Origin of the sequence: Parapedobacter luteus (genome assembly GCF_900168055.1) — a bacterium.
In the GTDB taxonomy this organism is placed as follows: Bacteria; Bacteroidota; Bacteroidia; order Sphingobacteriales; family Sphingobacteriaceae; genus Parapedobacter; species Parapedobacter luteus.
Window position 1 is genome coordinate 204,541 of record NZ_FUYS01000003.1, and the last position, 12,642, is coordinate 217,182.

At 45.5% G+C, this 12,642-nt stretch carries 9 protein-coding genes; 3 read left to right on the top strand and 6 right to left on the bottom strand.

The window, feature by feature from the left end; all coding sequences use genetic code 11:
• Positions 1-41: 41 nt before the first annotated feature.
• The 5 genes from B5X72_RS07435 to B5X72_RS07455 all read right to left on the bottom strand — a co-directional run bounded on the left by B5X72_RS07435 (position 42) and on the right by B5X72_RS07455 (position 7,399).
• Entirely contained in the window at positions 42-2,618 is a 2,577-nt protein-coding gene (locus B5X72_RS07435) for a phosphoenolpyruvate carboxylase (RefSeq protein WP_079716203.1), read from the bottom strand.
• 165 nt (positions 2,619-2,783) lie between these two features.
• On the bottom strand, positions 2,784-3,425 hold the full coding sequence (locus tag B5X72_RS07440; protein WP_079716204.1) for a response regulator transcription factor: 642 nt from the start codon (positions 3,423-3,425) through the stop codon (positions 2,784-2,786).
• Positions 3,426-3,518: 93 nt separating this feature from the next.
• The gene (locus B5X72_RS07445) at positions 3,519-5,795 is read right to left on the bottom strand and encodes an ATP-binding protein (RefSeq protein ID WP_079716205.1); all 2,277 of its coding nucleotides are present in this window, start codon (positions 5,793-5,795) and stop codon (positions 3,519-3,521) included.
• 149 nt (positions 5,796-5,944) lie between these two features.
• Positions 5,945-6,706 (bottom strand): hypothetical protein, encoded by a 762-nt coding sequence (locus B5X72_RS07450; protein WP_079716206.1) that lies wholly within the window; start codon positions 6,704-6,706, stop codon positions 5,945-5,947.
• Between the two features lie 12 nt (positions 6,707-6,718).
• Positions 6,719-7,399: a hypothetical protein gene (locus tag B5X72_RS07455; protein ID WP_079716207.1), complete on the bottom strand. Its 681-nt coding sequence runs from the start codon at positions 7,397-7,399 to the stop codon at positions 6,719-6,721.
• Between the two features lie 210 nt (positions 7,400-7,609).
• On the opposite strand from B5X72_RS07455, the gene B5X72_RS07460 reads away from it, so the two are divergent.
• Positions 7,610-9,787: an FUSC family membrane protein gene (locus B5X72_RS07460; protein WP_079716208.1), complete on the top strand. Its 2,178-nt coding sequence runs from the start codon at positions 7,610-7,612 to the stop codon at positions 9,785-9,787.
• A gap of 52 nt (positions 9,788-9,839) precedes the next feature.
• The gene (locus tag B5X72_RS07465) at positions 9,840-10,820 is read left to right on the top strand and encodes a YpdA family putative bacillithiol disulfide reductase (protein WP_079716209.1); all 981 of its coding nucleotides are present in this window, start codon (positions 9,840-9,842) and stop codon (positions 10,818-10,820) included.
• Positions 10,821-10,857: 37 nt separating this feature from the next.
• On the opposite strand, the gene B5X72_RS07470 is transcribed toward B5X72_RS07465, so the two are convergent.
• Positions 10,858-11,487 carry a TetR/AcrR family transcriptional regulator gene (locus B5X72_RS07470; protein ID WP_079716210.1) on the bottom strand — a complete coding sequence of 210 codons (630 nt, stop codon included), beginning with the start codon at positions 11,485-11,487 and terminating at the stop codon, positions 10,858-10,860.
• Between the two features lie 107 nt (positions 11,488-11,594).
• Here B5X72_RS07470 and murB point away from each other — a divergent pair, with 107 nt between their 5' ends.
• Positions 11,595-12,617 (top strand): UDP-N-acetylmuramate dehydrogenase, encoded by a 1,023-nt coding sequence (gene murB / locus B5X72_RS07475; protein WP_079716211.1) that lies wholly within the window; start codon positions 11,595-11,597, stop codon positions 12,615-12,617.
• Positions 12,618-12,642: the final 25 nt, after the last annotated feature.

A 12,642-nucleotide genomic window follows, 5' to 3' on the forward strand; every position in this document is an offset into this window, starting at 1 on the left:
AATGTGACGCCTGCCAACAATTTTGTCACATCAAGCCCCCATTAGGCCAAATTCCGTCCGGCGTTGACCACACCGTAAATCGTGCGTGTCACCAACTTGGCAAACACTTCACGGTCATGTTCTTCCAAGCCCCCTTTTTGCAGTTTTCTTATGGCATAGTGCTGAATGATTAAAAGGGGAAGCACTATCTTTTCGCGCATGGCGATGGACTCACGTTCTACCGGGTAATTTTCCATCAGTACCTTGCTTCCACTCAGTTTCAGCACATATTGCTTCGTACGCTCATACTCCTCACGCATTTTTTTCCAGAAGCCGCCAAATACCTCGTCATGTTGAATATAAGAGGTCAGGTCAAAATTTGATTTTGACATTGACATCATGCAGTTGTCGATGACGGTTTTAAACATTCCTGACGTTTCGTAAAGTTCCTTTACTTGCTCCCATTTGCCGGTATCTTCGGCTTTCTTAAGCGCTGATCCCACGCCGTAAAATCCGGGTATATTTTGCTTTAATTGACTCCAGGAGGTTACGAAGCTAATCGCGCGCAGATCTTCCAAGCGGAGTTCTTTATCCGAATTTCGCTTTACGGGCCTGCTGCTGATATTGATCTGTGACAGGAGCTTAAGCGGGCTGAACCGTTCGAGGTATTTGAGGAATAACGGATCGTGCCGCAACGCCAAAAACTGCTCATGGCTGACGTGGGCCATGTATTCTATCAACTGCTTCTTTTCCACCGACAGCGTATCGCCATCCTTCCGCCCGATGTGCGAGGTGAGGCCGGCATGAAGCAACTGCTCAATATTGTAGCGGGCCGAATCCAGCGAACCGTACTGGCTGCTGATGGTTTGACCTTGTATGGTCAATTGGATGTGATCGTTGGCAATCTCCTGTCCCATCGATGCATAAAAGCGTTGCGTCTTGCCTCCGCCGCGCGCAGGTGGGCCACCCCGGCCGTCAAAGAAGACCAAATCAATATCGTGCTGGCGCGCAATGGCCGTCAATTCTATTTTGGCCTTGTAAATCGACCAATTAGCCATCAAATACCCGCCATCCTTGGTACTGTCTGAAAACCCAAGCATGATGGTCTGCTGATTGCCCCGGCGCTTGAGGTGCGCCGTATAATACGGGTGGGTATATAACGCCTGCATGACATCCGCGGCCCGGGTGAGGTCGTCAACGGTTTCAAAAAGGGGTACAAAGTCGATAAACAACGACTCCGAATCCCAACCACTCCACAAGAACAGTTCCATCAGCTCAAAGATATCGGAAGCTTGCTGGCAATTGCTAATGATGAACCGGTGGGCGGCACGTTCGCCCCCAAACCGTTGAATGTCTTTGATTGATCGGATGACATCAAGGGTGTCCGCAACCAATGCTGCGGCGCTTTCATCGTATGACAAGTCATGCGCTTCGAATTTGAAAGCCTGCTGTTTCGCGGCTTCGCTTAATTGTTCGAAATCAGCTGCAATGCCGATGGCGCTTACATGTTTTTCACGAAGGTAAGCATGTGTCTGCCGGATGATACTGCTATCCTGCCGGATATCCAACGTTGCGAAAAAACAACCGAACGTCTTTACCTTACGAAGCAGGTCATCCACCAACTCGACGAATAGCCCGTCATGGTATTCGACCAGCACGCGCTTGATTTCCTTTAAGTTATGTATGATTGCGGGCTTTTCGTTTTCTGGATTATCAGAAGGATTGAAGCTGTTTTCGTAAAACAGATCCTGCAGAACATCCATATACTTCTCGACACCAGAGAATGTAATCCGCCTTTTGAGCATCCGGAAATCCCGGTAATAACAGCGGAAGAGGATCGTGCGAAGCAACAGCGCTACGCGCCGGGTGCTGTCTACGGTCACATTGGGATTGCCATCCCGATCGCCTCCGGGCCAAAATCCCAGTTCAATCAATTGCTTATTCTCGTCAATCGGCAGGTCAAACTCATCGTCGATTTTGGATTGAATGGCCGATGCCACCGGATAGAACACATTCTCCAGAAACCACACTAAGCTATTCGCTTCATCAACCGGCGTTGGCTTATTTTTCTTCATGAAGGGCGTTTTGCCCAATTGCTGCAACAACAGGTGAATATTGTGTATGTCATTCTTTTTCAATGCTTCCGTGAGGTCAGTAATGATCGCCAAAACAGGCCCTGGATAAAACTGTGTCGGGTGGGCGGTCAAAACCAGCCTTAACGAAAAGTCGTTCAGCTTTTTTACCAGCTTGCTCCGAAGTTCCTTGTTGTTTTCGGTTTGTTTGAAAACCGAATCCAATAACCCCGCCTCATCCGACCGGCCGGTTTTGCGGAAAGCGGCATCTTCCACGGCGTCGAACAGCACCACCTGCCGCTCAATATATTGAATGATGCGAAAGAGTAAGTCTATTCGGTCCGACTCGCCGATGTACTGTTCATATTGCTCGAAGAAACTCTCGATAATCGCTTCCGGATCAAGTTTTTCGGCAACACCGCGCTCACAATGCGTTGTGAAAAAAGGCAACAACGTACCGGTATGCTTCACTTGGTAAAACGGCAAAGTCATAAACAGACTGTTGAACAATTCAAAGCGCATGAGCACTTCATTTTCAAAGACTGCTTGTTTTTTACTTAATTTCATGTGACGGAAATAAAGAAACGAATATAGGATTTATTGCCTATTCACGACAAGAGCGCCAAATATATAAATTATCCATTAAAAAACACGCTAATTATTGAAATTATAACAACAATTTCAATAAAAAATTGAAAAACAAGCAATCGTTATGCTACCGTTGCGCCTGCGTTAAATGACGCCGTTATCGACCGCAAACCGATACAAAGCGATTTTTGAGTCGTCCAGGCCTAATTTTCTGATAATATTGCGCCGGTGGGTTTGGATGGTAAACGTAGAAAGGCATAATTTATCTGCGATTTCTTTGGAGCTGTAGTCATTGCAGACCATTCGAACGATCTCCACTTCACGTTTGGTAAGCTTATATTTCTTCAGGAACTCGTCAAAGTACGAAAAATCGGTTCCTGTAGGTTGATCCGATTGGGAAAAATCCGGGAAAACTGATTCGCCAGCCAATACATCTTGTATGCGCTTGACGAGTAGATATAAGTCATCAGATTTGACTAAATACCCATGCACGCCCGCTGCTTTGCATTGCTCGGCAAGCAGGGGAGACAAATAACTCGTAATAACGATGATTTTGAAAGATGCACCTAGCTTCCTTAATTTGTCAAGCGTTTGCAATCCATCGATGTCAGGCATATTCAAATCAAGCAGCAACACATCGACCCTTGCCAATAACGGCGATTGCAACAACGATTTGCCATCGCGGAATGTCGCCATCACATCAAACGCACCGTTTTTTTCTAAAATGTCTTTAACGCCTTGTATAACGACCGGATGGTCATCGGCTATAATTATGCGTGTTTTCATGGTATGAAAGACTGGCAGTGTTCGTATCGGTCTACAATACTAATATTTTTTTGCAAATACCGCAATTTCCGTCACTCGAAAGGAAGCCGCCACCTATGGCCAATCTTCATGATTGGTTTCGTAAGCCGAACTCCCGGCTAACGGCAACTCGATCAACACAAATGTCCCTTGGTTTTTGCGTCCATTGACCTCGATAATTCCATTAAAATATGCGACGTTGTGTTTCAATAGATTAAGGCCAGCACCGCCGCTCGTTGTAGTCGTATCGAACCCCTTGCCGTTGTCCTCGACATAGATAGTAATCGAGCGCTCCAACTCCACGACCTGAACCAGCACATGTGTGGCTTGTGCATGTTTGATGATGTTGTTGAGCACTTCTTGCAGAATACGGTATAAGCCAAACCTGAATTCATTGTTCCAGCTGTCCGCACCCTCTAGCCCTTCGATGATGGTTTCTACACTAATTTTACCAGAGGCGTTTACCGCATTTATCAAGTCAAGGATAGCTGGTTTTAGGCCGTATTTTTCTAACGCTACGGGTGCAAGCGAGTGGCTTATAGCTCTGACGGTCTCCCCCATTTCTCCCAACAGTTTTTTCGCAGTCTGAAGTTTTATCATCGCCTCGCTGTCTATCGCAAAGACATCGGCCTCCAGTTGGTCTACATTAAGTTTGGCTATGGAAAGCAGCGCACCTACTTCGTCGTGCAACTTATTAGCTATCTTTTTCCGTTCTGCTTCCTCAGCTCCCCGCAACGCTTGCGTTGTCGCTATCAGGTGCTCCTGGGTAAGTTGTTGCAATTGCGCCTGATGGCGCTCTTTGACTTGCTTGCGGCGAATCCACAGAACGCTTATTATCGCGATGAATGCCAAAACAACTAACACGCCAATTAAGAACGTCTTAACTTGATGCTCACGCTGCCTTTCCCGCTCCAACGCCAACTCAAGATCACGTTTTTCCAGTTCATATTTGGATTCAGCTTTCAACAAAGCTATCCGCTCGTTCTCTGTAAAACTATTTCGTTCAAGGTCTAGTACTTTTTTCAGGTATGTCAGCGCTTTTCCGTAGTTCCGTTTTTGGCTGTATAAATCACTCAAGTAGGTATATAAATCCGAAAGGGCTCGGGTTGTCTTCGTCGTGTCGATATACCTTTGTGCCTCAAGTAAGTAATTCTCTGCTTTAGAGAAATTACCCCGCCTGATTTCAAGTTGACCCAGATTTGCCAATGTGGTGCAGATCTCGGTATTTGAGCCTGCAGCTGTTCGCAATCGCAAGGCTTTTTCCATCATTACCTCAGCGGTATCCAGCTTGTTTATATCAAACAGAAACTTACCAAAGTTGTGGAAAGCCAATGCGAGGCCTCGGTTGTCAGACGCGCGACTAAAATTCGCTATGGCCTCTTTAAAAAAAAGCGATACAGAGTCCACTTCTCCTTTTTCGATATAAATGATAGCGAGGTTGGAGGCGTTAAGTCCTAGTCCTTTGTAGTTTTTAAAGGCGGCATTGATTTGCTGGCTTTTGCGTAAATACGAAATGGCTTTATCAAACTCCTTTGCAGCTAAAAAAACAATTGAAAGATTGGTAAAAGACTGACCAAGTCCCAGGCGGTCGTCAAGGCGCTCCTTGATTTTCACGCTTTTTAAATGCATATTCGCGGCCTCTTGGTAGTTCGATGTTTCATTATAGGTATTACCCAGATTCATATACATTTGGGCTAACATACGAATTTGGCCATTCTTTTCCGCTAATTGTATTCCTTCACTTAAGTATGCTACTGATTCTTCGAACTTACCAACAATACGACTGACTATCCCTAATTGATTATAGTTGGAAATCAAGCGCACTAGATCTTTATTCTTCAAGGCAAGCTCTAATTCGAGCGCCTTTTCATAACTTGACTTTGCGTCTAGGATGTTACCGATAGCGGCGTATTCACGTCCAAGATTTCGATATGCCAACACTTTGCCTTCAGAAAAGTTGACCTTTTCCGCCAGTGCCATGGCTAAAGAATCGTAGTAAAGTGCATTGCGATAGGCCTTCTGCTGGTGGTTGATGCTTCCCAATGCTACATACGCGTTGACCATACCTTTCTCATCATATTTGGCACGGTAATGATCCAAGGCGCTTGTCGCGTCATGGATCGCTTGATCATAATTGCTCGAAGGCAGTTGGATTGCCCGCTCAAGCAGCAATCGCACACGAGTACTGGGATTCCGCTCTTTTTGTATAAGCTTGCTCAAACTGTCAACTACAACTTTTTTGTCATTTGCTTGGCCAAAGCATGTATAAAAAGCCATGTTGACCAAAATAAGCACAAAAACAAGCTTTTCAGAACCACATGCGACGATTTTACGAGATTTAGGGGGTTGCATGTTGCTATATTTTTTTGACGATACGTGTCTGTTTGAACTATCGATTTACAAAAAGGCGCGAGGCATTGACGCCGCGCACCTTATTTAAATGATCTTATACTTGTTAAACGGTGCTAATTGCTGTATCGAAGAAAAGCTATTAATAAAACCTAAAACTGTATCCCCAGTTTTATCTGGAACACGCCCATTGGCATTTTCTGTTCGACGGTGCCACCTTCTGTCATCCCCTCGTTGGAGATATAATAATACGATTTACTATTGAAGGAACCCGATTCATAGCCCAATGTAAGCGTGCCTTTTTTGTAACGCAGGTTTACGCCAAAATCGCTTTTCCAACCAAAGATAACCGGATCTTCGTCATAAAAACTAAATTCCGCGTAATTCCCGTCATTGTCTTCTATATAAAATTCAGGGGCTTCAAACGACGATACGACGGTAGGCGCGACCTTTGCGAACACATCGGCGTAAACATCTTCCAGTACATTGAATGAAATGACCGGACCGAACTTCATGGCTATGGTGGTCAGGTCATACTTACCCGAGCCGGAAGAGCTCGATAAGCCCGGCCATTCAAACGAATTATACCCGAGCGAAAGGAATGTTGCGTCCAGCCCTACTTTGAATAAATCATTGATGGGTTCTGAATGAAAGAAAAAGTACCTGCCCAGTTCAAAATTAAAACCGGTACCAGCTTGCATCCCGCCATTCGTTCCGATATTTTCAAATATCGGTATATTGGGGTCAAATTGGTTACTGAAATGTCCTTGCGGAAGGTTAACCCCGAGCCTTAGGTAGAGTTTGCCAAAATCGGATTCATCATAACCTTGACCAACCACCGAAGCTGCCTGGCCATGGGCACCGGCCACTGCAAACACCAGATATACCGCTATGCAATATTTAATAACTTTCATGTTTAATATCCGTTAATTAACACCCAGCCGACTTTGCAAATCAGGCACAACATTTTCGTAAGTACGTAAAATACGGTCCCACCTACGGAACGATTCATCCGCATTGACGCTGGTACCGGGAGGCGCAATTTCGGACACCAGCTTTGCTTTGTATTCCAGGGGATCGGTATTGCTTGTCTTCACAATCAAGCGCGTACGTACCACGCCCGAATTGAATGATTTTGCGGACCAAGCCGTTGCCATGTAACCGGTGGACTTATCCATAATGGCAATAACATCAAATGAGCCCGTCACAATGCGGTTAAGTAATATCCAGGACTCGTCAGCGCTTCGGGACGGTCTGATATCGATATCCTGATTGGCCAAATTCGTCACAAAAGAGTTCTCGTAAGCTTCGTCTTTTGTCAACTGAATAAAATCCGTTTTAGGAATGATAGTAATACCGTTGTTTTCGTAATTGCGGATTTCGGTCACAAACCCTACTTTCTCTACGCGCACATTTACCGTGGCATGTTTAGGGATTTTGATTTTGGCAGGAGCGGTCACTTGACTGCCATCTACATACATGTTTGACCCACTCTCCGTATTGATAGTGATAGTCCGATCTTTGGCCTTTTGGCCATAAAGGGGCAGTGTAGTTGCCGACGTGATCGCTGCAAAGACAGCGAGGATGCATAGTAGCTGTTGCTTCATGGTAAATAAACTTAAAAATGTACACGATAAAACTGCTTGTTTTTTAAAAATCAGTTGATTGTCATTGACGGCACAAACCTAACGACGGAACGTTTGCCTTCAAATACTCACTTGTGGGTATTTTTTAGAAAGTGTATGCTACGGATTCTCGCGGTTTCATTCATTTGGATCACATTCTTTTATGTATCTTTGTTTACCATCCTACTGTGCATGAACAAGGCGAAAGAAATCCAGAATTTTTTATACAGCCAGTATTTTACCGATGGCTTGCGCATTACATTTGGCACGGTAATTCCCGCCCTTGTTTTCTCGTGGTTTGGGGATCTCCAGTTAGGCATTACCGTTTCCCTGGGGGCGATGGTCGTTGGTTTGTCGGACACACCAGGGCCATTGAGTCACCGAAGAAACGGAATGCTGATGTGCACGGCAGTGGTATTGGTTTCAGCACTTATCACGAATTTGGCCAATAGCGTGCCGCTGTTGCTCACGCTGACCATCGTCTTATTGAGCTTCTTTTTCTCCATGTTTGCTGTATACGGCGCTCGCGCTTCCTCGGTGGGGACGCTGGGCATTCTCATCATGGTACTCAACATCGATACGGCAGATCACACCGCTTCGGATGTCGTGGCACACCTATCTTATATCTTGGCGGGGTGCGTGTGGTATATGCTGTTGAGCCTGTCGCTTTACCAAGTAAGGCCGTATCGGCAAGCTCAGCAGGAGTTGGCAGAATCTATCCACAACGTGGCCGATTATATCCGTATCAAGGCCAGATTCTATGACATCAAATCCGATACAGACAAAAACTACCGAGATTTGATTGAACAGCAAATCATCGTGAGCGAACATCAAGACAACGTACGGGATCAGCTGTTTAGAAGTAAGAAAATCATTAAAGACACGACAAAGATCGGGCGGCTGCTGATTTTGATCTTCACGGATATCGTAGATCTTTTCGAACAAAGCATGGCGACTCACTATGACTACGACTCGATCAAAGAGCAATTTGGCGCCACGGGCGTTTTACAGCATTTTAACTTGACCATACAGCGAATAAGTAACGAACTTGACCACCTCGCCTATCAAATCAATGCGAATAAAAGACCCCATTCTTTATATAACTTCAAAACCGATTTGGAACGGATACGGGCTGCAATCGACAACGTAGAAAAGACCCACCATATCAATACGCTTGCCCTGAAAAAGATCTTAATCAACGTACGTAACCTCATCCAACATATCAATAACATCTATGGGTATTTCGGCATGGAGCCCAAAAATTCGTTCAGAAAAGAAGAGCCGGACCATAGCCGATTCGTCGACCATAAGGAAATTGACTTCAAGCAATTACGCGAAAACCTTACACTGAAATCCACCTTATTCAGACATGCGGTACGGATGGCAATCGTAATGGGTATTGGATATCTTTTGTCATTGGCTATCAATGTGGGCAACCATAGCTATTGGATACTGCTGACGATCATGGTTATCCTCAAGCCTGGATTCAGCCTGACCAAACAGCGGAATTTCCAACGGCTTATCGGCACAATCATCGGCGGCATCGGGGGAGCGCTCATTTTGATATTGGTCACAGACGAAACCGCCCTCTTTATACTCCTGCTGCTGTTTATGGTTGCAACTTACAGCCTCATTCGTATTAATTACATTGTCAGCGTCATGTTTATGACGCCATATATATTGATCATGTTTAGCTTTCTTGACATGAACACCTTGTCTATTCTTAGAGAACGCATCATCGATACACTTATCGGATCTGGTTTGGCCTTTTTTTCCAATTACATCATATTACCCAATTGGGAAAGCATGCAGGTGCAGGGTGCAATGCGGAAATTGCTCATTGCCAATTATCATTATATCGCCCAAGCATTGAAAATCATAGCGGGTCATCCCTTAAGTGTAACCGACTATAAGCTTGCCCGTAAAGAAGTATACATCACCACCGCTAATATGGCTTCCGCTTTCCAGCGGATGATCACGGAACCCAAAAGCAAACAAAAAGATGCGAAGGAGGTAAATAAATTTGTCGTATTCAATCACATCCTGTCTTCGTACTCCGTAACGCTGCTCAACAATGTAAGGGGCGCCGATAAAGCGTCCCTGACTGGAGAACATGTGCGTGTCATCAGGAAAACCTTGTTCTCGCTTGCGCAAACCATCAAGCTCTTTGAACCCGAAGAAGGGGCTGATGAATTCCAGGAAGTAGATATAGGCGTACCGCATGACCTGGATAGCAACAATATCGACTCGGAAGAATCGCGGCTGATCACCGAGCAGCTTCATTTTCTTAACCGCATCGTGGTAGACCTGCATAAAATCTGCGAGCGATTGATAAACCAGCACCAACCGGAAAAGGTCAATTCGCCGTAAAATCCGTGACTGCTTGCTATCGGGCGCCGCCGTCTTTGTATCTTTGTATCACATGGAAATTCTCAAGACTCAATATGATGTGCTCATTATAGGCGGAGGTCCTATCGGATTGGCCTGCGGCATTGCGGCTCAAGAAGCAGGGTTGTCTTATCTCATTGTCGAAAAAGGATGCTTGGTCAACTCTTTATACCACTATCCGCAAAACATGACGTTCTTTTCGACATCTGAACGCTTGGAGATCGGCGATGTACCTTTTATGTCTACGAATACCAAGCCCAGGCGGGCGGAAGCCCTCGAGTATTATCGCCGCATACAGCAGAAATTTGAATTGAACATTCGTTTGTTCGAAGAGGTGACCATGGTATACCGCAGAACGGACGGTTTCGAGATCACGACCTCAAAATCATCATATCGCGCCCGATATGTGGTGGTGGCTACAGGATTTTATGATATTCCTTGCTTAATGAATATCCCCGGCGAAAATTTAGCTAAGGTGAGCCATTACTACAACGATCCGCATTACTATGCCGGACAAAAAGTGCTGGTTGTGGGCGCCAGCAATTCGTCGGTGGACGCAGCATTGGAAACGTATCGCAAGGGAGCCGAAGTCACGTTGGTCGTTCGTGGGGCGTGTATCGGTCCGCGGGTAAAATATTGGGTCCGTCCCGATATCGAAAACCGCATCGCCGCAGGGGAAATACGGGCGCTATTCAGCAGCACACTGACGGCCATCCGGCCCACGGAAGTGGATATCCTTACGCCGGATGGCCCAATTACGATTGAAAATGATTTCGTACTCGCCCTGACAGGCTATCAGCCCAACTTTGCTTTTTTGGAAAAGATCGGGATAACTTTGGCTGACGCTCCGTCACGAGAACCATACCATAATCCAGAGACGATGGAAACCAACATTCCCGGCCTTTTTCTCGCCGGTGTGGTTTGTGGAGGCATGAACACACACCTTTGGTTTATTGAAAACTCCCGTGTGCACGCCACGCAAATTGTCAAGCGGATCCTTGAAATAGAGCGGTGAAAAGGCTACGCTGGTATTTTGTTGGATTGTTGTTTTGCTATCGCTGAGGGTCTGAGGCGCTCCGCACCTCCAACCCGCGCAGAAAGATGGTTGCCATTTTTTTCTGTAAGCTCAGTATCCGGTCAAACTCTTCTTTCGTGGGGAACAAAACGCCGTTTAGGTCTTTTAAGATACTAAATCGCATGCCAGCGAGTGCAAACAACATGATTTCGGCCGTTTCTTCCATGTGTTCGACATAAAGCTCACCGGTATCTACACCTCTTTGCAGTATTTTGCTGATAATAGCTTTTTCCTTTACTTTTGAATCCGCCATTACGGAAGCCATTTCATTGGGTGTTTGTTGTACGGCGGATATCGAATGCTCCAGCAGGTTGTAGTATTTTGTAATAAACGCAATTCGCCTGTCCAAGACGAACATTATCGTTTCATGGCAGCCATTGAAGGAAGGCAACGCTTCTTCAATCTCCTCGAACGACTGGTTGATTACATGTTCGAGCACAGCCGCATACAAGGTATTTTTGTCCGGGAAATAGTAATACAACAAGGCCTTGGAAAACGAAAGATCTTGTGCAATCTCCGACATGGTCGTCTTAGCTAAACCAAAATGGGCAAACCGCCGGGTGGCTGCCTCCAATATTTGCGTGCGCTTTTTATCTGCATTAATCATACAATCAATTTAATGATGCTGTCAGGTCAATCATTATATTTGGCGCTAAAGTTAATACGTTAAAGTTATACATTTGTTTGAATAATTGAAAACATCGGTCAAATTTTATGAAACTTTCGGTAAAGGAACATTTTTCACTAAAGGAGTACAATACGTTTGGTGTAGACGCGTTTGCACGTCAATTTGTGGAAATCCATACCGAAGACGAACTTATCCATCTATTTAGCCAACCAATCGTCAAGCAGCCTATTCTCATTTTGGGAGGCGGGAGCAATATCCTGTTCACCAAAGACTTTGAGGGGTTGGTCATCAAGATGAATATCGGTGGCATAAGCCATACCGTCGCTGAAACAAGCGCCATCGTAGTGGCGGGCGCCGGCGTCGTGTGGAATGATTTGGTATGGTACTGCGTGGATCGCCATTTTTGGGGCGTGGAGAATATGGCGCTTATTCCGGGAACGGCCGGAGCCGCACCCGTCCAAAACATCGGAGCTTATGGCGCAGAGCTTAAGGATGTGTTGCTTAGCTGTCGAGCATTTGATACAATACGTGGAGAAATTTCTACATTCGATAACGCCGCCTGCCGCTTTTCGTACCGAGAAAGCATATTTAAAAACGAAGCGAAAGGCCGTTATATCATTACGTCAGTAACGCTGCAGCTGTCCTTAAAACCAAACATCAACACATCCTATGGAGCAATCAACGCCGAACTATCAAGGCGGAACATCGCGCAACCGACGATAAAAGATATTGCAGAGGTCGTGTCGGCCATCCGCACCGAAAAACTGCCCGACCCCTCAACAATCGGCAATTCAGGCAGTTTTTTCAAAAACCCAATCGTATCCACACAACATTTAAAGCAGCTACAGTCCACTTTACCGGACATGAATTTTGTGTATTATCAACTTGACGACAATTGGGTCAAAATTGCCGCGGGCTGGCTTATCGAACAATGCGGATGGAAGGGAAAGCGAGTAGGCGATGCTGGGACATGGAAAAACCAAGCCTTGGTGCTCGTAAATCATCATAACGCTTCAGGATCAGACATATACAATCTTTCCGAACAAATCATCCAAGACGTAAATGAGCGGTTCGGCATCACCCTGGAACGAGAAGTGAATATTATATGAAATTATCAAGAAATTATCATATATT